This window comes from Micromonospora alfalfae (genome assembly GCF_022230925.1).
GTDB lineage: Bacteria > Actinomycetota > Actinomycetes > Mycobacteriales > Micromonosporaceae > Micromonospora > Micromonospora alfalfae.
Window position 1 is genome coordinate 211,104 of sequence record NZ_JAKKFH010000012.1, and the last position, 20,941, is coordinate 232,044.

Consider the following 20,941-nt stretch of genomic DNA (forward strand, 5'->3'; position numbering starts at 1 on the left):
GAGTCAGCGCAGTGCCGGGGCCGCCGCGGTCAGGGCGGCGAGGGCTTCGCGCAGCCGCCACGCGTCCCGGTCGCGGGGGCCGATCGGGTTGGAGATGGTGCGCAGCTCGGCGAAGGGCACCCCGGCCTGCGCCGCGGCGACCGCCACGCCATACCCCTCCATGGCTTCGGCGACCGCCTCCGGATGCCTCCGGCGCAGCTCGTCGGTGCTGGCCGTGGTGCCGGTGACGGTGCTGACAGTGAGCACCGGCCCGGCCGTGGCCGTCGGGAGGGCGGCTCGCAGTGCCGCCAGCAGGCCCGGGTCCGCCGGCACCCTGCTGCCCGCACCGAGCAGCGCGGGCGGCATGCCCAGCTCGTCCACCGGGATGAAGCCGTCGGGCGACTCCGCGCCCAGGTCCGCAGCGATGCTGGCGGTGCCGAGCACCGTGTCGCCGACCTCGGCCCGCCCGGTGAAGCCGCCGGCCACGCCGGCGCTGACCACCGCACGGTACGGGCGGCCGGCGGCCTCTGCCAGCGCCAGCAGCCGGGCCGTGGCGGCACCGGCGACGGCCGGACCCACACCGATCGGGGTGACTGTCACCGTGGGGTCGGTCAGCCCGGCGCGGACCGCGTCCGCCTCGGCTGGAACCGCCGTCACCACCAGCAGACCGGTCACGGGACTGAGCCGGGGGACTCCCGGCGGGTTTCGTCGTCGGCCCCGCCACCCGGGCCGCCAACGGCCGACGACGGGCGGTAGATGTGGTAGCCCGGCGGGGTGAGGCTCGGGTCGTCGTACTGCGGCGAGCTGGTCTGGGCCGGCGCCGGTGAGGTTGGTGTGGGGTCCCCGGGCTCGTCCGCCGGCTCGTCCTCGGTCAGTTCGTCGTCACCGAGCGGTCGGCCGGCCAGCTTCTCGCCGCGCAGCCGGGCGGCGGCCAGCACACCCCGGATCGCGGCCAGTACGCCGACCCCGGCGGCCACGGCGATGCCCATCCGGCCATCGAACGGCACCAGCCCGAGCCCGCCGCCGGCCACGAAGGCGAGCATCAACACCGTCTCGGAGTGGGCGAAGGAACTGGCCCGCAACCGTTCCGGGATGCGCTCCTGGATCGAGGCGTCCACCGCCAGCTTCGCTACCCCGCTGGCCAGCGCGGCGACCAGGCAGAGCAGGGCGACCATCAGCAGCGAGAACTGGATGACGGCGAGCACCGCCACCCCGGCCACGATGATCATGCTGCTGGACTGGATGGCGGTCGGCCGGTGGATGCGTAGTCGGGTGCCGATGGCGGTGGCCAGGAAGGTGCCGACCGCCAGCGCGCCGCCGACCACGCCCAACGCCCACTCGGCCCCCAGATCCCGGTCGAACACCACTGTGGTCAGGTCGCCCTTCTTGATCGCGAAGGCGAGGAAGAGCAGCAGGAAGCCGTAGAGCGCGCGTAGCGTCGCCGCGCCGATCAGGGTGGCGATCACCAGCCGGCCGGACGGTCGGCCCCGGCCCAGCGGCCGGTCGCCACGGCGGCGGCCCAGCGCACGCAGTGGCCGGGGGACCCGCTCCGGTGGCTCCGAGTCGGCCTTCGGCGGTAGCCGCAGGGAGATCACCATGCCGACCAGGAAGATCACCGACGCGACCCTCAGCGGCCACTGCGGCCCGAACCAGAACGCGGCCAACCCGATCGGCGCCACCAGCGCACCCGCGACAGTGCCGTAGACGCTGGCCCGGGCACCCACCTGGGACAGGCCGAGCCCCTCCGGCAGCAACCGGGGCACCGCCGCGGAACGGGCCACGCCGTACGCCCGGGAGAGCGCGAGCACCCCGAACGCGGCCGGGTAGAGCCCGAAGCCGTGGATGTAGTCGGAGATCAACCAGGCCAGGAAGGCGCGGCCGAGCATCGTCGCCGCCAGGGCGTACCGCCGGCCGTGCCGGAAGTGATCCAGCAGCGGGCCCACCACCGGGGCGAGCATCGCGAACGGCACCATGGTGACCAGCAGGTAGAGCGCCACCTTGCTGCGGGCCTCGCCGAGCGGCACGTTGAAGAAGATCGTGCCGGCCAGACCGATGGCGATCAGGGTGTCACCGGCGCAGGAGAGCGCGTGCAGGTCGAACAGGCGAACCATGCCGACCTCGCCGCCGGCGCCCCGGGCGCGGGCCCGACCGGCCCGGCGGGTCACCCAGCGGCCGCTGCCCACCGAACCGCGCAACAGCAGACGGATGGCGCGAATGCTGGTGCCGACGGTCCGCCCGAGGACGGATCGCCCGGAGCGGGAGTACGACGGCATGTGCACCATCCTCGCCCATCTGATCCGGGTACGCCGCACCACCGCTGGGAAAGGTTCCCCGGGAGTCCCTGTCACCCCTGCGAGGCGCATGGGGAACAATGGTCGGGTGACCAGGCCCGCCTCCACCCGTGCCGCCCGTCTCGACCAGGTCTGCGCCGCCGCCGTCGAGGTGGCCCGCGCCGGCATCACCGAGGTGGACGCCGACGATGTCGGCGACCACCTGCAGGTCGTTGCCGAGGGCGACCGGCTGGTCACCCACTACTTCGAATGTCGCCTCGCCGGCTACAACGGCTGGCGCTGGGCGGTCACCGTCACCCGGGTGCCGCGCAGCAAGACGGTGACCATCTGCGAGACGGTGTTGCTGCCCGGCCCGGACGCGCTGCTCGCACCCGGTTGGCTGCCCTGGCAGGAGCGGCTCAAGCCGGGCGACCTGGGGCCGGGTGACCTGCTCCCGACCTCGCCCGACGACGATCGGCTGGTCCCCGGTTACCTGCTCTCCGACGACCCGGCGGTCGAGGAGACGGCATGGGAGTTGGGCCTCGGGCGCGCCCGCGTGCTCTCCCGGGAGGGCCGCATCGACACGGCGCAGCGCTGGTACGAAGGTGACCACGGCCCCGCCGCGGCCATCTCGTCCGCCGCTCCGTCCGCCGCCCGCTGCGGCACCTGCGGCTTCTACCTGCCGCTGGCCGGTGCGATGCGGCAGGCATTCGGGGCGTGCGGCAACTTCTACGCCCCCGACGACGGTCGGGTGGTGAGCGCCGACCACGGCTGCGGCGCCCACTCCGAGACGTTGATCGAGGCGGCCGAGACCGCTGTCGACGAGCTGCCCACGGTGTACGACGACAGCGCGGTGGAGGCCATGTCGGTCAGCCGGGCGCCGGGCTCGGTGGAGGCGGCTGAGCCGGCGGAGCCGTACGGGCACTCCTGATCGTCCGCGCCGGAGTGCTCCGGCGCGGAGGTCGGCTCACCTCGCGCGGCGGCGTCGGCGGTTGGCGTCGTGCCGCATCATCACGGCGAGGCCCGGGAAACCCCACAGGAAACCGGCGAGGCAGGTCCAGAGCCAGTTCTGGTGACCATGGTCGGTCAGCCAACCCCTGAAGAAGATCAGCAGGACCAGTCCGGCGACCGCCCACGCGATCAGCCCGGCGAGGGCGAACGGCACCATCGGCGGATCCAGTGGTGCGGGCCGCGGTGGCTGCTCGTTCGGCATTCGGCAAGCGTACGGGATCTACTTCCCCTGCCCACCGACGATCTGGGACGATGCGCGCGACAACTGGAAGATCACCTGCGAGGACCTGATGGCCGTAGCGCCGCCCGAGAACGGCACACCTCCCAACCCCGCTCATCCGCGTAACGGTTTCGACCGGTTCTTCGAGATCTCCGCCCGTGGCTCGACGTTGAGCCGTGAGGTACGCGGTGGCCTGGCGACCTTCTTCACGATGGCGTACATCGTGGTGCTCAACCCGCTGATCCTGGGCGGCGCCGTCGACGGTGACGGCAAGAGCCTTCCGATTCCCGCGTTGGCTGCCGCGACCGCGCTGGTCGCCGGCCTGATGACCATCCTGATGGGTGTGGTCGGCCGGTTCCCGCTGGCGCTCGCCGCCGGTCTGGGTGTCAACGCCCTGGTGGCGTACGAGATCGCCCCCGAGATGACCTGGGCAGACGCGATGGGTCTGGTGGTGATCGAGGGTCTGATCATCGCGGTGCTGGTGCTGACCGGTCTGCGGACCGCTGTGTTCCGCTCGGTGCCGACCCAGATGAAGAGCGCGATCGGGGTCGGCATCGGTCTGTTCCTGACCATCATCGGCCTGGTGGACGCCGGCTTCGTCCGGCGCATCCCGGATGATGCCAACACCACCGTTCCAGTCGGCCTGGGCATCGGCGGCAAGCTGGTGAGCTGGCCGATGCTGGTCTTCGTGGTGGGCCTGCTGATCACGCTGGTGCTGGTGGTCCGTCGGGTGAAGGGCGCGATCCTGATCGGCATCCTCGCCTCGACGGTGCTCGCGGTGATCGTGGAGGCCATCGGCAACATCGGCCCGTCGTTCGTCAACGGTCAGCCCAACCCGAAGGGCTGGTCGCTGAACGTGCCGGAGCTGCCGAAGTCGGTGGTCGACCTGCCGGACCTGTCGCTGCTCGGCAAGTTCAACGTGCTGGACTCGTGGGGCCGGGCCGGTTGGCTGGTCGTGCTGATGTTCATCTTCACGCTGCTGATCACGGACTTCTTCGACACCATGGGCACCATGGTCGCGGTAGGCCAGGAGGGCGGCCTGCTCGACGAGCAGGGCACTCCGCCGAAGGCCAAGGAGATCCTGCTTGTCGACTCGATCGCGGCGGCGGCCGGCGGTGCGGCCAGCACCTCCAGCAACACGTCGTACATCGAGAGCGCTGCCGGTGTCGCGGAGGGTGCGCGGACCGGGGTGGCCAACCTGGTCACCGGCGTGCTCTTCCTGCTCGCGATGTTCCTGGCGCCGCTGGTGGTGATCGTGCCGTTCGAGGCGGCGTCGACGGCCCTGGTGGTGGTCGGGTTCCTGATGATGACAGCGGTGCGGACGATCGACTGGTCCGACTACGAGATCGCCATTCCGGCGTTCCTCACCATCGTGCTGATGCCGTTCACCTACTCGATCTCCAACGGGATCGGCGCTGGTCTGATCACCTTCGTGGTGGTCAAGCTGGCGCGGGGCAAGGCCCGGGAGATCCACCCGTTGCTGTACGGGGTGGCAGTGCTCTTCGTGCTGTACTTCCTGCGTGGGCCGATCGAGTCAGTGGTGCTCTGAGCCACGTCCGGGCGGGGAGTCGATCGTGACTCCCCGCCCGTACCATCTGAATCCCCTCGTGAGCCTGGTCATAACGGATGTCGTTAGCCATGCTCATTAGTTAAGCTAACTACTGTGACGGAGCGGACGGTGACGGCGGAACGCGTGCCACCGGCGCAGCTGGCTCCCCAGCTGCGTGATGCGATCACCCGACTCAACCGGCGGGTCCGACAGGCCCGGCCGGTCGGCGACCTCACGGTCACCCAGGTCTCCGCGCTCACCAGCCTGCGGCTGGCGGGCGCGATGACGCCCCGGGAACTGGCCGACGTGGAGCGGGTGCAGCCGCCGACGATGACCAAGATCGTCGGGAAGTTGGAGGACCGCGGCCTCGTGCGGCGGACACCCCATCCGACCGACGGGCGGCAGGTCATCCTCGCGGCGACCGAAGGAGGGCAGGCCGTGCTCGACCAGTTCGAGCGGGCCCGCGACGAATGGCTGGCCCACCGGCTGGCCGCGCTCGACGAGGACGAACGGGAGACCCTGCAGAGGGCCGCCGAGATTCTTCAGCAGCTCGCTCGCGCCTGAGCCGCACCCGCGCCACCGGGTCCGTGCCGTCACGTGTCGATGACGCGTACGTCCGGAGGAGGCGCACCAAGAGTGCAGGCGAAGCTGAGCACGATGTTCCAGTCCCTACAGGTCCGCAACTACCGCCTCTTCGCATCCGGGCAGCTGATCAAGTTGATCGGCGTCTGGATGATGTTCATCGCCCAGGACTGGCTCGTCCTCGAGCTCTCCAACAACTCGGCGACCGCGCTCGGTGTGGTCACCGCCTGCCAGTTCACCCCGGTGCTCCTGCTCACCCTGCTCTCCGGCCGGCTCGCCGACCGGTACGACAAGCGGGTGCTGCTCTTCGCCGCCAACGCCTTCTGGAGCCTGCTGGCACTCGGCATGGCGATGCTGGTCCTCACCGACCTGGTGCAGCTCTGGCACGTCTTCGCCTTCGCCGCGCTGCTCGGCACCGCCAACGCCGTGGAGACCCCGGTCCGGCAGGCGTTCGTCTCCGAACTGGTCGGCACGCCGCTGCTGCCCAACGCGCTGTCGCTGAACGCCGCCGTGTTCAACTCCGCCCGGATCGTCGGACCGGCCGTGGCCGGCCTGGCCATCGCCGCGTTCGACGTCGGCCCGGTCTTCCTCTTCACCGCCCTCAGTTCGGTCGCGCCCCTGGTCAACGTCGTCCGGATGCGTACGACCGAGCTGCACCGCGACGCCCTGCTGCCCCGCGACGAGCGGGCGTCCGCCCGGGTCGTCGACGGCCTGCGGTACGTGTGGCGCCGCCCCGACCTGCTGCTGCCGATGGCGATCATGTCGGTGGTCGGCATGTCGCTGTTCAACTTCCAGCTGACCCTGGCCGCGTTGGCGAAGACGGTCTTCCACACCGGCGCCGCCTCCTTCGGTCTGTTCAGCACGGCGCTGGCCGTCGGCGCGCTCGGCGGCGCGCTCAGCGGCACCGGTCGCCGTAGCCGCCCGTCGGTGTGGCTGGTGCTCGGCGCGGCGATCGCCTGCGCCAGCTTCGGCACCCTGGTCGGCCTCTCCACCGCGTACTGGCTGGTGGTGGCGCTCTTGGTGCCGACCGGCTTCTGCATGGTCTTCTTCGCCCAGGCCGCCAACCAGCGGATCCAGATGGGCGTCGACGCGGCCTTCCGGGGACGGGTGATGGCCCTGTGGGTGCTGGTGTTCCTGGGCACCAACCCGGTCGGCGCGCCGCTGATCGGCTGGGTCGCGGAGCACTACGGTGCCGGTGCCAGCATCTGGATGGGTGGGCTCATCTCGCTGGCCGCCGCGCTGATCGCGCTCACCTGGCAGTTGCGCCACTCCGGTGCCCGGCTGCGTTTCCGGGTGCTGCCGATGCCTCGTTTCTACGTCACCTCCACCGACTGCTGAGGTTTACCACCGACGCCGGCCGCGTCCGGTTGCGCGGATGCGGCCAAACCGCTGGCGAGGTGGCACGGTGGGGCTTAGCGTCGATGGGTGGGAGTCGGACGCGCGCTGATGCTGGCCCTGGCGTTCCTCGCCGTGGCCACTCTGCCGGCGGCGTTCGCCCTGATCTTCTGCTACGACGAGATCGTCGACCGGGTGGTCTGCGGCTGGTCCGAGTGGCGTGAGCGCCGACGGGAGAAGCGCACGATCGCCAAGCTCGACCGTGCCATCGAGGCCGACGCCCTGACCCGGGACATCGACCTCAGCGAGTTCGACAGCGTTGACCGCCGGCCGCTGGAGCAGCTCGCCGCCGACCTGCGCCGTCTCGGCGGTCAGCGGGTCGGCGGCGGCGGTCGCTCGATGGTCTGGCACAGCGCGTTGCTCCAGGCGTACGACGACAGGCTTCGCCTCGCCTGCCGTGCCCTCGGCATCGCCGAGCACCTCGCCGAGCTGGAGGGCGTCGATCAGGAGATCGAGCGGGTCCGGGTGGAGGGCGTGCTGCACGCCGCCGGGCTGGCCCTTCCGGCGGCTCGGGCCGGGCTTCGGCAGCGGCACCGCTGAGCGGCCGCACGTTGTGCGACTCTTCGTGGCGCTCCGCCCCTGGTGGTCGCATCGGGTCTGCTGCTGGTGCGCAGCCGCCTCAGCGGCGGACCGTGTTACGAGCGGATCGCCGCCTGGTCGCCGTGACCCGGCGGCACGTCGCTGATCGCTGTGGAAGGCCTGCTGCGGAGAACCTCGCGGGCCTGGTCGGCGGCGCGGGTGATGCTCTCGCTGATGAAGTCGAGGAAGCGGGCGATGTTCTCCAGGCGGGCGGCGGCGGGGGTGTGCGCGCCGAGGAGGGCGACGCCCTGGCGTGCGATCACGACGAGATGGTCGTTGGCCCGAGCGCTGGCGATCGTCGCCTGGTAGAAGAGCTCGTCGTCGACGACGTAGCGGTCGCGTCGGCGTTCGTCGCGTTCGCGGCGGACGAGGCTCTGGCTCTCCAGGAAGGTGATCGCCTTGGAGATCGACGCCGGGCTGACCTGGAGGCGTTGGGCGAGCTCGGACGCGGTGAGGCTGCCCGAGTCGGTGAGGAACAGTCTGGTCAACACCCGGGCCCCCATCCTGTTCAGACCGGAGGCCATGAGGACGGCGGTGAACGCCTCCTCGTAGTCGGCCACGGCCTGGGCGTCGCGTCCGTCTGATCGACGGGCCGCCTCGGCCCCACGGGAGGGGACGGGCTTGCGCCGGTGGGCGCGGCGCTCCGTCGCGTGGTGGGCCAGATCGGCGCGGTAGCCGGTGGGCCCGCCGTTGCGCATCACCTCACGCGTGACGGTCGAGGTGGGACGGTCGAGGCGTCGGGCGATCTCGGCGTAGGGGAGGCTGTCGGCCAGCCCCAGCGCGATCTGCTGGCGTTCCTGCTGGCTGAGTCTGCCTCCCGGCATCGCGATCTCCCTCGTGGTCCCCGTGGGGCAGCGGCCCCCGACGCCGTCACCATAGCGTTAACCCACACATCAATGCAACGAAAGCGATGGTCGTTGTTGCATTAGATTCAGGCTCGTTGCAACAATCTCACGAGATCTAGCAGCGAAAACGCCGATCTGCTGCAACAAGCTTGTTGCGTAATCCGGAAAGCAACGTAGCGTTTCCCATATCAGAAACAAAACGCGAACCTGGGAGAGCACGATGCAGACGTTCGACACACCCGCCCCCATCTCCGCCGTCCTGGACATCCCCGCCGGACGCATCCAACTCATCGCGGCAGACCGCGCCGACACCACAGTCGAGATCCTCCCGGCCGACCCCGCCAAGAGCAGCGACACGAGGGCCGCCGAGCAGACCACCGTCGCCTACGCCGACGGCGTCCTGCGAATCACCACCGCACGTCCCGCCAACAAGCTCTTCGGCCCCTCCGGCTCCCTCGAGGTCACCGTCCGGGTGCCCGCCGACTCCCACATCGAGGGCAGGGCCGCCAGCGCCGAACTTCGGGGCGTCGGCCGCCTCGGCGACGTCGCCTTCGACGGGGCGTACCGGAACATCAAGATTGACGAGGCCGCGAGTGTTCGCCTCACCGCGATCGACGGCGACGTCGAGGTCGGCCGACTCAACGGCCCCGCCGAGATCAGCACCGCCCGGGGTGACGTCACCGTCGCCGAGGCCATCCGTGGCACCGTCGTCCTCCGTACCCAGTCCGGCGACATCTCGGTCGCGGCGGCGGCCGGCGTCTCGGCCGCCCTGGACGCCGGCACCGGCCACGGCCGCGTCAGCAACGCCCTCAAGAACGACGGCACCGTCGAGCTGGACATCCACGCCAGCACCCTGCACGGCGACATCAACGCCCGCAGCCTCTGAAAAGGACGGATCGAGATGACTGACAACCCCTCAACCAACTCCCCGTGGACCGGCATGGTGCCAGTCGACGACACGGCCCTGGCCGTCACCGACACCGGTGGCCCCGGCATCCCGGTGGTCTACCTCAACGGTCAGTTCGCCACCCAGGGCTACTGGCGGCGGGTCATCGCCGAGCTGGGCACCGAATTCCGGCACATCACCTACGACGAGCGGGCTCGCGGCAGGAAGTCGAAGCGCTCAGCCGACTACTCGTTCGAAGCGGCTGTCCGGGACGTCGACGCCGTTCTCGCCGCCCGGGGGGTGGCCCAGGCGCTGCTGGTGGGCTGGTCCTACGGAGCGGTGGTCGGGGCGCACTGGGCCAACCGGAACCCGGAGCGTGCCCTGGGCGCGGTCCTGGTCGACGGCGCGTTCCCGCACGACTGGCTCGACGAGGCCATGGCGCAACGGATCCGCAAGATGTTCCGACGGATGAACCTGTTCATGCCGCTGCTCCGCCCGACCGGCCTGACCCCACGGATGAATGCCGACCAGATGGCGGACAGCAACATCGAACTGGGCGAACTCTCCCGCGAGCGGGAACTGGGCCCGGTGCTGGACGCCATCAGCGTCCCGGTGCGGTACGTCGTCGCCTCGGGAACGTCCCTCGGAAGTCGCGGGGACGAACAGGAGCAGATCCGCGCCAGCCTCGACGCGGTGACCGCCCGCAACCCGCACATCACCATCGGAGCGAAGGTCGCCAGCAACCACGGTGCGATCCTCAAGAAGGACTTCCGCGCCGTCGCCGAGGCCGTACGCGGGGTCGCCGCCGCTGACCACGAAGACGCCCGAGACGTTCGGTGAGGTCAGGACGCGCGCGTTGACGGGTGACGCACCGTCACCCGTCAACGCGAAGCGTCAGGAAGATTCGCGGGCGGCCGGGCCGCTGCCGAAGAGCACGTCGTCCCAGCTCGGCAGCCGCTTGCGCGGCTTGCCGTTGGCGTCGGTGGACTCGCCGCCGGCGGCCGCCGCAGCGCCCGTCCGGCGGGGCCGCAGCACCGCCAGCGACGGCACGGCCGGCACCTCCTTGGGCGCGTCCGAATCGTCGTCGAACGCCGAACCCTGGCCACCGCCGAGCAGCGCGGCGGCACCCCCACCGACCGGCCGCTGCCGAGGCGCGTCCGAACCGGCCAGGGCAGCCGGGGTACGCGGCTCCAGCCCGCGACCCGACGAGGCGCCGAGCGGGCGGTCCAGGGAGGCGAGCAGGGCGTCACGGCCGGCCCGGATCGGATCGCGGCCAGGGCGCGGGTGCTCGGACGCCGCCGGCAACCCGTGCCCGCCACGACTCGGCTCACCACGCGACGGACTGGGCAGAGCGTGCCCGCCCCGCTCGGGCGCCGGCTCCTGGCCGAGGATCGGCGTGGGCCGCTCGGCACACAGGTACTGCGCCATGTCGTCGTGCGGCGTAACCACCTGCCGGGCCTTGTCCATGTCCCAGATGGCCTGCGCGGTGGCCTTGCCGGACGGCCAGGTGGCGATGATCCGCCAGGTGCCGTCGTCGCGCCGGTACGCGTCCCAGGAGATCTTCTCGGTGTCGATGCCGTGCTGGCTCAGCCGGCCGTTGACCACCTCGGCGAGCGGGGTCGGCTTCTCCGCGCCCTTGAGGCGGGTGCGGCGGGCGTGCTGGGCGAGCATCGCCCGTTCCTGCAACACCGGGCCGGCGTAGCGCAGCACCCGGTCGACGGGCACACCGGCGATCCGGGCGACGTCCTCAGCGGACTCACCGGAGCGGATGCGGGCCTGGATGTCCCGGGGGGACAGTGAGGGAATCGGGTCGACGGTGCTCGGTGCCACCGCGAGCGGCGGGGCACCCGGCTCGGGGTGCATCACACCGGCGATGCGTTCATCGATCGGCAGGGCGAGGAGGCGCCCAACCTCGTCGGCGAGCACCAGAGCCTGGCCGTCCTCGGAGAGGGCGACGAAGCGTACTGGGCGCATAACGTTGCCTCCGTCCCGCTTCGCTGGCCGCACACCACGAGTCGGCCACCCAGGCGTCTCGGACCACCGTACGCGCATCTGCCTCGGGGTGGGGGAAGCGACACCCCGCATGTCGTGACTGAGCTGCGGCGATGATCACGGTCGGTGTCCGTGGAGGCCCCGACGGACACCGACCGTGACCGAACGTCAGAGTCGCTCGACCACGTAGTCGATGGACGCGGTGAGCGCCTCGACATCGGCCGGCTCGACGGCCGGGAACAGCGCCACCCGCAGTTGGTTGCGACCGAGCTTGCGGTAGGGCTCAGTGTCAACGATGCCGTTGGCGCGCAGCGCCTTGGCGATCGCCGTGGCATCCACCCCGTCGGCGAAGTCGATGGTGGCTACCACGTTGGAACGCAGCGCCGGGTCGGTGACGAACGGGGTGGCCACGCTGGACCGCTCGGCCCAGCCGTACACAGCGGCGGCGCTCTCGGCGGTGCGCTTCGCCGCCCAGGACAGGCCGCCCTGCGCGTTCATCCAGTCGGTCTGCTCGGCGGCCAGGAAGATGGTGGCCAGCGCCGGGGTGTTGTAGGTCTGCTCCAACCGCGAGTTGTCGATCGCCGTGACCAGGTCGAGGAAGGCGGGGATGTAGCGCCCGGACGCCTTGATCTCGGCGGCCCGGTCCAGTGCGGCCGGGGACATCAGGGCCAGCCAGAGACCGCCGTCGGAGCCGAAGCACTTCTGCGGGGCGAAGTAGTAGACGTCGGTCTCACCGACGTTGACCTCCAGGCCACCCGCGCCGGAGGTCGCGTCGACCAGCAGCAGCGCGCCCTCGTCGGCACCGGCCACCCGGCTGATCGGGACCGCCACACCGGTCGAGGTCTCGTTCTGCGGCGTCGCGTACGCGTCCACGCCGGACTCGGCGACCAGGGTCGGCGCGCTGCCCGCGTCGGCCTTGCGGACGGTCGGCTCACCGAGGAACGGGGCGTCCTTGACCGACTTGGCGAACTTCGCGCCGAACTCGCCGAAGCTGGCGAACTGGGCCCGGTCACGAATCAGGCCGAAGGTGGCGACCTCCCAGAACGCTGTGGTGCCGCCGTTGCCGATGACCACCTCGTAGCCCTCGGGCAGCGAGAAGAACTCGGCGATGCCGGAGCGAAGCCGGGCCACCTGGTCACGGACCGTCTTCTGCCGGTGCGAGGTGCCGAGGTAGCTGGTCGCGACCTCGGCGAGAGCGGACACCGCCGCCGGGCGGACCTTGGACGGGCCGCAGCCGAAACGTCCATCGGCGGGCTTGACTTCATCGGGAATCCGGATGATCGGTGCGTCAGCCACGGTCTTGAAGATCCTTCCGCAAGGGCGAGGGCGGGCCCGGCGACACTGCCGGCCCTCATCCTCGCACCCGGACCGGACGGCGATGGGCGGGGTCCCGGCGGTCGGTCTGAGTCCTTCGCCACAGTCGGCTCCGATAACCGACGACATGACCACTCTTCGACCCGCGACGTCGACAAGGGCCCCTCCTCGACGTCCAGCGTCGGGGAGGGGCCCTTGCCTACCAGCTCAGACGCCGTGCGGGATGGCCGCCCAGCCCTCGACGTCGGACGGCTTGCGGGTCTCCGGGCCCATGTAGAGCGCGGACGGGCGGACCAGCCGCTGCAGACGCTTCTGCTCCAGGATGTGCGCGCTCCAGCCGCCCATCCGCGCGCAGGTGAACATCGAGGTGAACATGTGCGCCGGCACCTCGGCGAAGTCCAGCACCACGGCCGACCAGAACTCGACGTTGGTGGCCAGCACCCGGTCCGGGCGGCGGGCCTGAAGCTCGGCGAGGGCGGCCTTCTCCAGCGCCTCGGCGATCTCGAAGCGCGGCGCGCCCAGCTCCTTGGCCGTACGCCGGAGCACTCGGGCGCGCGGGTCCTCGGCACGGTAGACGCGGTGGCCGAAGCCCATCAACCGCTCACCGCGGTCGAGGACGCCCTTGACGTAGCCCTCCGCGTCGCCGCTGCGCTCCACCGCCTCCAGCATGCTGAGCACCCGGGACGGGGCGCCGCCGTGCAGCGGGCCGGAGAGGGCGCCGATGCCCGACGAGATGCAGGCGGCCGCGTCCGCCCCGGTGGAGGCGACGATGCGGGCGGTGAAGGTGGACGCGTTGAGGCCGTGCTCGGCGGCCGAGATGAAGTACGCGTCGACTGCCTTGACGTGCCGCGGGTCGGGCTCGCCGCGCCAGCGCTTCATGAACCGCTCGACGATGGTCTGCGCCTTGTCGATCTCCTTCTGCGGCACCGCCGGCAGGCCGAGGCCGCGGGCGGACTGGGCGACGAAGGAGAGCGCGGTCACCGAGACCCGGGCGAGATCCTCACGGGCCTGCTCATCGGAGATGTCCAGCAGTTGGTTGAGACCCCAGTACGGGGCCAGCATGGCGACCGCGGACTGCACGTCGACGCGGATGTCACCGGAGTGCACCGGCACCGGGAACGGCTCCGCCGGCGGCAGGCCCGGCCCGAACCGGCCGTCGACCAGCAGTGCCCACACGTTGCCGAACGACACCTGGCCGATCAGATCCTCGATGTCGACTCCGCGATAGCGCAGCGCACCGCCCTCACGGTCAGGTTCGGCGATCTCGGTCTCGAAGGCGACGACGCCCTCCAGCCCGGGTTTGAAATCGGCCATGTCGCTCTCCTGGATCTGGTCGGTGCGCCCGATCGCTCATCCGGCCCGATCGGCCGAGCGCCTTAGGCGACCCTCAGGGATGTGTTCGCAACATACTGCCTGCTGAGTAAGGGATACGCGACCCGCTGCGACTGTGCTGCACGCGACATCCCCGGACGCGCATTCTCCGTCCGGCTCAGTGAGACTGGGCGGGGCGGGCTGGTCAGCGCGGAAGGGCGCTGGCGGGGCCCCCGAGAAGGAGTGGGGACGTGACGGGCGACACACCCGCCCCGGCCGCGATGCGTAACGAGTACGCCGCGGACCTGGGCCTGACCGAGGCTGACCTGGCCGCCGACTGGCACACCCAGTTCGACAGCTGGTTCGCCGACGCGGTGGCCTTCGGGCTACCCGAACCCAACGCCATGGTGGTGGGCACCGCCGACTCGGCCGGCCGGCCGAGCGGGCGGACGGTGCTGCTGAAGGGGTACGACCCGGAGGGCTTCGTCTTCTTCACCAACCACCTGTCGCGCAAGGGCGTCGAGGCGACCGCCAACCCGTACGCCAGCCTGGTCTTTCCGTGGTTTCCCATGCAGCGTCAGGTGGTGGTCGCCGGACGTGTCGCGCCCGTCGACAGCGCCACGACCGACGCGTACTTCGCCAGCCGGCCGCGCGGCTCCCAACTGGGCGCCTGGGCCAGCCCGCAGTCGCAGGTGGTGTCGGGTCGGGCGGCGTTGGAGCAGCGGTACCGGGAGGCGGTCGAGCGGTTCGCCGACCAGGCCGAGATCCCGACCCCGCCGCACTGGGGAGGGCTCCGGGTCCAACCCGACTCGGTGGAGTTCTGGCAGGGCCGGGCCGGGCGGTTGCACGACCGGCTCCGCTTCCGTCGCCCCGACGAGGGTGACTGGATCGTCGAGCGGTTGGCGCCGTGACGGGTGTGCGGGAGACCCGGCCGCGCGCAGCGCGCCGCTGGGCGATCGACGTACGTCCGCTGCGGGTTCCGGCGTACCGCCGGCTCTGGCTCGGCAACACGGTGGCGATGTTCGGCTTCCAGTTCACCGCCGTAGCGGTGCCGGTGGAGATGTACGCGCTGACCCGGGACTCGTTCTGGGTGGGCCTGCTGGGGATTGCTGCCTTCGTACCGTTGCTGGTCTTCGGGCTCTGGGGCGGCGCGGTCGCCGACGCCCGCGACCGGCGTGCGGTGCTGCTCGGCGGCTCATTGTTGCTTTGGGCATCCACTCTCGGGCTGCTGCTCCAGGCGCTGTTGAACGTGGGCAGCCCGGTGCTGCTGCTGGCGTTGATGGCGGTGCAGTCGGTCGCCTTCGCGATCAGCTCGCCGGCGCGCAGCGCCATGCTGCCCCGGCTGGTGCCGGAAGACCTGGTGGTGTCCGCCTCCACCCTGAACTACACGACCTTCACCGCCGCTTCGGTCGCCGGCCCGCTCGCCGCCGGCCTGATCCTCGCCGCCTCGCCGGACACCACTGTGGTCCTGCCGATCGCCTACGGGCTGGACGCGGTGCTGTTCACCGCGATGCTCTGGGCCGCGCTGCGGCTACCCTCGCTCCCGCCCGAGCCCACCGCCGACGGTCAGGCCCGGCGGGCCGGCCTGGCCAGCGTCATCGACGGCTTTCGCTACCTGGCCACCACCCCGGTTCTGCTGCTGTCCTTCGGGGTGGACCTGATCGCGATGATCCTCGCCATGCCACGGGCCCTCTTCCCGGAGATCGCCCACGAGCGGTTCGGCGGCGGTGGCGCGGTCGGTCTGCTCTACAGCGCCATCGCGATCGGCTCGATGATCGGAGGGCTGACCTCCGGCTGGATCGGCCGGATCCGCCGGCAGGGGCTCGGCCTGGTGCTCGCGGTGGTCGGCTGGGGACTGGCGATCGCCGTAGCCGGGTTGGCCCACCAACTCTGGTTGATGGTCGTGCTGCTCGCCGTGGCCGGCGCCGCCGACCTGATCAGCGCGGTGCTGCGTCAGTCGATGCTGCTGGTCTACGCACCGGACCGGATGCGCGGCCGGCTCCAGGGCGTGAACACGGTGGTGGTGGCGGGTGGCCCACGCCTGGGCGACCTGCGCGCCGGCACCATGGCCGCCGGGTTCGGTGGCGGGGTGGCCTGGGTGGCCGGTGGGCTCGCCTCCGCGGTGCTCGTGGTGGTGCTCGCCGTCGCGTTCCCGGCGCTGCTGCGCTACCGGGCGGCGACGGCGTCGAGCGGCGACCGGACCTGACCGGTTAGGGTCGCCGGCATGGAAAGCCCCGATCCGCGCCCGTTCTCCGGCGCCCAGTGGACCATCTCCGCCGCCGGTCACGAGGCCGTCATCGTGGAGGTCGGCGGTGGGCTCCGGACGTACCGGCACGACGGCGTCGACCTGCTCGACGGGTACCAGACCGACGAGGTCTGCCCCGGTTGCACAGGGCAGGTGCTGGCACCCTGGCCGAACCGGATCCGCGATGGTCGCTACTCGTTCGACGGGCGGACACACCAGCTTTCGCTGACCGAGCCGGAGCGGCACGTGGCCATCCACGGGCTGGTCAACTGGGTGCCGTGGCAGTTGCTGGAGCAGTCGGCCGACGCCGTGACCGTCGGCTACGACCTGCCGCCGCAGCCCGGCTACCCGTGGCCGCTGCGGCTGCGCAGCCGGTGGAGCGTCGACGCGGACGGGCTGCGCGCCGAGCACGAGGTGACGAACATCGGCGGGGAACTGGCCCCGTTCGGCTTCTCCGTGCACCCGTACCTGCAACTGCCGGGCGTCGCGGTGGACGACCTGGTGCTGCGGCTGCCCACCCGGAGCCGGGTGCTGGTGGACGGTCGGCTGCTGCCGGTGGGGGTGACCCCGGTGGCCGGCACCGAGTACGACTGGACCAGCCCCCGCCGGATCGGTGCGGCGGTGCTGGACTCCTGCTTCGGCGAGGTGATCCGGGACGCCGACGGTGGTTCGTCGGTGAGCCTTGCCGCGCCGGACGGTTCGGCCGCCGTGAGCATCTGGGCGGACGCCGAGTTCGGCTGGTGGCAGGTGTTCACCGGGGACGCCCTCACCGGCGAACGGCACCGCCGCTCGGTGGCGGTCGAGCCGATGACCTGCCCGCCGGACGCGTTCCGGTCGGGCAAGGACCTGCTCACCCTCAAGCCCGGCACCACCTGGCGAGGTGCCTGGGGCATCCGCCCCGGCGCCTGATGGAGTTCGCCGAGGTCGTCCGCCGACGGCGGATGGTGCGCAACTACGACCCGGACCGCCCGGTCCCGCCCGACGTGGTGGACCGGTTGCTCGACCACGCGGTCCGCGCGCCGTCGGCCGGCTTCGCCCAGGGCTGGGGCTTCCTGGTGTTGGAGGAACTGGCCGATCGGGACCGGTTCTGGGCCGCCACCACCCCCGCTGGCGGTGGGCGGGAGCGCTGGCTCGCGGGCATGCGCCGGGCACCCCTGATCGTGGTGCCGCACGCCAACGAGTCGGCCTACCTACGGCGGTACGCGGAGCCGGACAAGGGCTGGACGGATCAGTCCACGGACCGGTGGCCGGTGCCGTACTGGCACGTGGATGCCGGATTCGCGGCGTTGCTGATGTTGCTCACCGCCGTGGACGAGGGGCTGGGGGCGTGCTTCTTCGGCATTCCACCGCAACGGCTCGCCGCCTACCGGGACGCGTTCGGCGTGCCGGCCGAGTACCAACCCATCGGTGCCGTCACAATCGGTTACCGTGCGACCGACCATCGGTCACCATCGTTGCGCCGTGGACGTCGCCCGATGGACGAGGTGGTGCGACGCGGGCGGTGGAACTGACGCGGACGTCCCGTTCGTCCGGTTGAGGATCGGACGAGCGATAGCGAAACTGACATCAGGGAGCAGAACGTAGCGTGCGCTGGCCGGCTAGGCTGGCACGGTCATCGGTGCCGCGCCGCGCGGTGCCCGCCGCGGCCCGGCTCGGCGCCGTCGGTCGGCCCGGCCACGGGGAGGGGAGCGTGCCGTCGTGATCTTCAGAGCGGTCCGGGACGGGCGTCCCTATCCGGAGCACAATCTGACGCTCAAGCAGTGGGCGGAGATCCCGCCCAGGCCACTGCGCCTGGATCAGATGATCACCACCAAGCGCGAGTTGGCGCTGGACAAACTCCTCGCCGAGGATTCCACCTTCTACGGTGACCTCTTCCCGCACGTCGTGCAGTGGAACGGCGGGCTCTACCTGGAGGACGGGCTACACCGGGCGCTGCGCGCCGCCCTCCAGCAGCGCAACCAGATCCACGCGCGGGTGCTGGTGCTCTCCGAGCCCATCGAGTGACGAGCCCTTCTTTCCCCCGCTGAACCTTCGTTAGGGTGGCGTCCATGACCGGTGCGCTGGACCTGCTCGACCTGGACCCGTCGCTCAGCGAGGAGGAGCGGCAGATCCGCGACGTCGTCCGCCAACTCGTCGACGACCGGGTGCGACCCCACGTCGCCGACTGGTACGAGGACGGCAAGGTGCCCGCCCGGGAACTGGCCCGCGAGTTCGGCAAGCTCGGCCTTCTCGGCATGCACCTGACCGGCTACGGCTGCGCCGGCGCCTCCGCCGTCGCCTACGGACTGGCCTGCCAGGAGCTGGAAGCCGGCGACTCCGGCCTCCGCTCCCTGGTCTCCGTGCAGGGATCGCTCGCCATGTACGCCATCTGGCGCTACGGCAGCGAGGAGCAGAAGCAACGCTGGCTGCCGTCGATGGCCACCGGTGAGGCGATCGGCTGCTTCGGCCTGACCGAGCCGGATCACGGCTCCGACCCCGCCTCGATGGCCACCCGGGCCCGCCGTGACGGCGACGACTGGGTGCTCACCGGCGGGAAGATGTGGATCACCAACGCCCCGATCGCGGACGTCGCGGTGATCTGGGCGCGCACCGACGAGGGCGTACGGGGTTTCGCCGTACCCACTGACACTCCCGGCGTCACCACCCGGGAGATCCGCCGCAAGATGTCGCTGCGCGCGTCGGTGACCGGCGAGATCGTGCTCGACGACGTCCGGCTCCCGGCCGACGCCCAACTGCCCGAGGCGGTCGGGCTCAAGGCACCGCTGAGCTGCCTCACCGAGGCCCGCTACGGCATCGTCTGGGGCGCGGTCGGCGCCGCCCGCGACTGCCTGGAAACCACACTTGCGTACGCGAGCAGCCGCACCCAGTTCGGTCGCCCACTGGCCGGCTTCCAACTCACCCAGGCGAAGCTCGCCGACATGGCCGTCGAACTGGTGAAGGGGCAACTGCTCGCGCTTCACCTGGGCCGGCTCGCCGACGCCCAACGGCTGCGGCCCGAGCAGGTCAGCGTGGGCAAGCTGAACAACGTGCGGGAGGCCCTGGCCATCGCCCGGCAGTGCCGCACCATCCTCGGCGCCAACGGCGTCTCCGGTGAGTACCCGATCATGCGGCACGCCAACAACCTGGAGAGCGTGCTGACCTACGAGGGCACCTCCGAGATCCACCAACTGGTCATCGGGCAGCGACTCACCGGGCTCTCCGCGTTCGCCTGACCTGCTCGTTTGTCACTTCCTGGCGCTCGCCGAGCGACTGTCGTATCGGGGCCGTACCGTCATTGACAGACGACGTGTCTGACGAGGACGGTGAGCGTGATGGCCCGCGACGCTGGCAGCAACGAGCCCACGAGAGAGTTCCCCGGTTACCCGACCGGTGACGATCTCAAGGCGCGGTCGACCGCGACACCCGAGTGGACCGCTGACACACCGGGTGCCCCCGGTGGGCCTGGTGGTCCCGCTGGTCCTGATGGGTCCGATGGGCCCGGTGGCCCGCCGAGCGGTGGCGACGCCCCCGGCGGTGGCGGTGGGGCCGCCCGCGGCCTGCTCCTGCTGCTCGGCGCCGCCGCGCTGGCAGTGGTCGTGCTGCTCGGCATTCAGGCGACCGGGATCCTCCCGGAGTTCCGCAACCCGTTCGCCAAGGAACAGACCGACCGCAGTCAGCCACCACTGCTGAAGTCGATCCAGGACCTCAGCCGATACGTGGCCGCGGAAGGCAACTTCCAGGTCGTGGTCGACACGCAGAACGACCGGCGCAACGTCCCAGACTTCCTGCTCAACGAGCGCACCCTGTTCGTCGGGGCCGGCAGCGTCGAGGCGTACGTCGACTTCACCAAGATCGGTGAGGGTGCCGTCGTCCAGTCCGCCGACGGCAAGTCCGTCGAGATCAAGCTGCCCGCGCCGCAGCTCGGCGAGACCAACCTCGACATGGAGAAGAGCTACGTCTTCGCCGAGCAGCGCGGCCTGCTCAACCGGCTCGGTGACCTGGTCGGCAACGACCCCAACCGGCAGCAGCAGGTCTACAAGCTCGCCGAGGACCGGATCACCGCCGCCGCCCGGGACAGCGGGCTCTCCGCCCGAGCCGAGGAGAACACCCGCAAGATGCTGGAAGGGCTGCTCCGGTCCCTCGGCTACCAGCAGATCACGGTCACCTACATAGCCCCCTGACCTGCCCCTCGGTACCCCGAAGCGCCCGCCCCGACGTCCGTCGGAGCGGGCGCTTTCCGTCTGGCCCCCGCAGTTGGGCGGCCGCCTGAAGGTCCAACCCCGGGGGTGGTCCCGGCGCGGTCGCGGCGGTCGCGGGTGGGTCCCGGGCGGTCCCGGCTGGTCTCGGCGCGGTCGCGGGTGGGCTCGGCGGTCTCGGGATGGTCCCGGCGGTGCCGGGCAGTCCCGGCTGGTCCCGGGTGGTCCCGGGTGGGCTCGGCGCGGTCCCGGCGGTCGCGGGCAGTCCGGGTGGTCCCGGCGGTCGCTTGCAGTCCCGGGTGGTCCCGGGTGGGCTCGGCGCGGTCCCGGCGGTCGCTTGCAGTCCCGGCTGGTCCCGGGCGGTCCCGGCGGTCCCGGGCGGTCCCGGCGGTCCCGGCGGTCCCGGCGGTCCCGGCGGTCCCGGCGGTCCCGGCGGTCCCGGCGGTCCCGGCGGTCCCGGCGGTCCCGGCGGGCCCGTCGCGCCCCGGGGGGCGCTGGACGGTCCGGGGGGTCTCGGCCCGACGCCGCGGCCGTGGGAGGTCCCGGCGCGTCCCCCGTCAGCACCGGGCGTGGGCGTGGATGCTGGTG

General features: G+C 71.4%; 21 protein-coding genes. 14 read left to right on the plus strand and 7 right to left on the minus strand.

From position 1 onward, the window contains the following. Window positions 1-3 precede the first annotated feature (3 nt). Both MED01_RS13385 and MED01_RS13390 read right to left on the minus strand, forming a co-directional pair. The gene (locus tag MED01_RS13385) at window positions 4-654 is read right to left on the minus strand and encodes a futalosine hydrolase (RefSeq protein WP_124859097.1); all 651 of its coding nucleotides are present in this window, start codon (window positions 652-654) and stop codon (window positions 4-6) included. Further along, window positions 651-2,252, minus strand: coding sequence for an MFS transporter (locus MED01_RS13390; RefSeq protein ID WP_238668883.1), 1,602 nt, complete (start codon window positions 2,250-2,252; stop codon window positions 651-653). Before MED01_RS13390 ends, MED01_RS13385 begins: the two co-directional genes overlap by 4 nt. An 88-nt stretch (window positions 2,253-2,340) precedes the next feature. On the opposite strand from MED01_RS13390, the gene MED01_RS13395 reads away from it, so the two are divergent. Continuing rightward, window positions 2,341-3,180 (plus strand): DUF3027 domain-containing protein, encoded by an 840-nt coding sequence (locus tag MED01_RS13395; protein ID WP_238668884.1) that lies wholly within the window; start codon window positions 2,341-2,343, stop codon window positions 3,178-3,180. Between the two features lie 36 nt (window positions 3,181-3,216). Here MED01_RS13395 and MED01_RS13400 read toward each other — a convergent pair whose 3' ends face one another. Continuing rightward, window positions 3,217-3,462 carry a DUF2530 domain-containing protein gene (locus MED01_RS13400; protein WP_091395273.1) on the minus strand — a complete coding sequence of 82 codons (246 nt, stop codon included), beginning with the start codon at window positions 3,460-3,462 and terminating at the stop codon, window positions 3,217-3,219. An 88-nt stretch (window positions 3,463-3,550) separates the two neighbouring features. Here MED01_RS13400 and MED01_RS13405 point away from each other — a divergent pair, with 88 nt between their 5' ends. The 4 genes from MED01_RS13405 (at window position 3,551) to MED01_RS13420 (ending at window position 7,546) form a co-directional block, all read left to right on the plus strand. After that, window positions 3,551-5,029, plus strand: coding sequence for an NCS2 family permease (locus MED01_RS13405; RefSeq protein ID WP_238668885.1), 1,479 nt, complete (start codon window positions 3,551-3,553; stop codon window positions 5,027-5,029). 114 nt (window positions 5,030-5,143) lie between these two features. Then, window positions 5,144-5,593: a MarR family winged helix-turn-helix transcriptional regulator gene (locus MED01_RS13410; RefSeq protein WP_030486369.1), complete on the plus strand. Its 450-nt coding sequence runs from the start codon at window positions 5,144-5,146 to the stop codon at window positions 5,591-5,593. Window positions 5,594-5,665: 72 nt separating this feature from the next. Then, on the plus strand, window positions 5,666-6,949 hold the full coding sequence (locus MED01_RS13415; RefSeq protein WP_238668886.1) for an MFS transporter: 1,284 nt from the start codon (window positions 5,666-5,668) through the stop codon (window positions 6,947-6,949). Window positions 6,950-7,036: 87 nt separating this feature from the next. Beyond that, window positions 7,037-7,546: a hypothetical protein gene (locus MED01_RS13420; protein ID WP_238668887.1), complete on the plus strand. Its 510-nt coding sequence runs from the start codon at window positions 7,037-7,039 to the stop codon at window positions 7,544-7,546. A 95-nt stretch (window positions 7,547-7,641) separates the two neighbouring features. Here the strand turns inward: MED01_RS13420 and MED01_RS13425 are convergent, their stop codons facing one another. Continuing rightward, complete coding sequence (locus MED01_RS13425) at window positions 7,642-8,409, minus strand: GbsR/MarR family transcriptional regulator (protein WP_238668888.1); 768 nt, start codon at window positions 8,407-8,409, stop codon at window positions 7,642-7,644. Window positions 8,410-8,650: 241 nt separating this feature from the next. Between MED01_RS13425 and MED01_RS13430 the strand changes: the two genes are divergently transcribed. Continuing rightward, on the plus strand, window positions 8,651-9,316 hold the full coding sequence (locus MED01_RS13430; protein WP_238668889.1) for a DUF4097 family beta strand repeat-containing protein: 666 nt from the start codon (window positions 8,651-8,653) through the stop codon (window positions 9,314-9,316). A 15-nt stretch (window positions 9,317-9,331) separates the two neighbouring features. Next, complete coding sequence (locus MED01_RS13435; protein ID WP_238668890.1) at window positions 9,332-10,156, plus strand: alpha/beta fold hydrolase; 825 nt, start codon at window positions 9,332-9,334, stop codon at window positions 10,154-10,156. Between the two features lie 54 nt (window positions 10,157-10,210). Here the strand turns inward: MED01_RS13435 and sepH are convergent, their stop codons facing one another. From sepH to MED01_RS13450, 3 genes are all read right to left on the minus strand, one after another. Beyond that, window positions 10,211-11,290, minus strand: a complete 1,080-nt coding sequence (gene sepH, locus MED01_RS13440) for a septation protein SepH (protein WP_238668891.1) — start codon at window positions 11,288-11,290, stop codon at window positions 10,211-10,213. Between the two features lie 186 nt (window positions 11,291-11,476). Next, window positions 11,477-12,604, minus strand: a complete 1,128-nt coding sequence (serC, locus tag MED01_RS13445) for a phosphoserine transaminase (protein WP_238668892.1) — start codon at window positions 12,602-12,604, stop codon at window positions 11,477-11,479. A 225-nt stretch (window positions 12,605-12,829) separates the two neighbouring features. Then, window positions 12,830-13,936 (minus strand): citrate synthase 2, encoded by a 1,107-nt coding sequence (locus tag MED01_RS13450; protein WP_210782815.1) that lies wholly within the window; start codon window positions 13,934-13,936, stop codon window positions 12,830-12,832. Between the two features lie 278 nt (window positions 13,937-14,214). On the opposite strand from MED01_RS13450, the gene pdxH reads away from it, so the two are divergent. From pdxH to MED01_RS13485, 7 genes are all read left to right on the plus strand, one after another. After that, window positions 14,215-14,844 (plus strand): pyridoxamine 5'-phosphate oxidase, encoded by a 630-nt coding sequence (gene pdxH, locus MED01_RS13455; protein ID WP_238668912.1) that lies wholly within the window; start codon window positions 14,215-14,217, stop codon window positions 14,842-14,844. Beyond that, entirely contained in the window at window positions 14,841-16,139 is a 1,299-nt protein-coding gene (locus MED01_RS13460; RefSeq protein ID WP_238668893.1) for an MFS transporter, read from the plus strand. Before pdxH ends, MED01_RS13460 begins: the two co-directional genes overlap by 4 nt. Window positions 16,140-16,157: 18 nt before the next feature. Next, the gene (locus tag MED01_RS13465) at window positions 16,158-17,087 is read left to right on the plus strand and encodes an aldose 1-epimerase family protein (protein WP_238668894.1); all 930 of its coding nucleotides are present in this window, start codon (window positions 16,158-16,160) and stop codon (window positions 17,085-17,087) included. Next, on the plus strand, window positions 17,087-17,689 hold the full coding sequence (locus MED01_RS13470; protein ID WP_238668895.1) for a nitroreductase family protein: 603 nt from the start codon (window positions 17,087-17,089) through the stop codon (window positions 17,687-17,689). The genes MED01_RS13465 and MED01_RS13470 overlap by 1 nt, the downstream gene beginning before the upstream one ends. Window positions 17,690-17,876: 187 nt before the next feature. Then, window positions 17,877-18,182 carry a type II toxin-antitoxin system VapB family antitoxin gene (locus MED01_RS13475; protein ID WP_030329612.1) on the plus strand — a complete coding sequence of 102 codons (306 nt, stop codon included), beginning with the start codon at window positions 17,877-17,879 and terminating at the stop codon, window positions 18,180-18,182. A 44-nt stretch (window positions 18,183-18,226) separates the two neighbouring features. Continuing rightward, window positions 18,227-19,390, plus strand: a complete 1,164-nt coding sequence (locus MED01_RS13480; RefSeq protein WP_238668896.1) for an acyl-CoA dehydrogenase family protein — start codon at window positions 18,227-18,229, stop codon at window positions 19,388-19,390. 99 nt (window positions 19,391-19,489) lie between these two features. Then, window positions 19,490-20,338, plus strand: coding sequence for a DUF4230 domain-containing protein (locus tag MED01_RS13485; RefSeq protein ID WP_238668897.1), 849 nt, complete (start codon window positions 19,490-19,492; stop codon window positions 20,336-20,338). Window positions 20,339-20,941 lie beyond the last annotated feature (603 nt).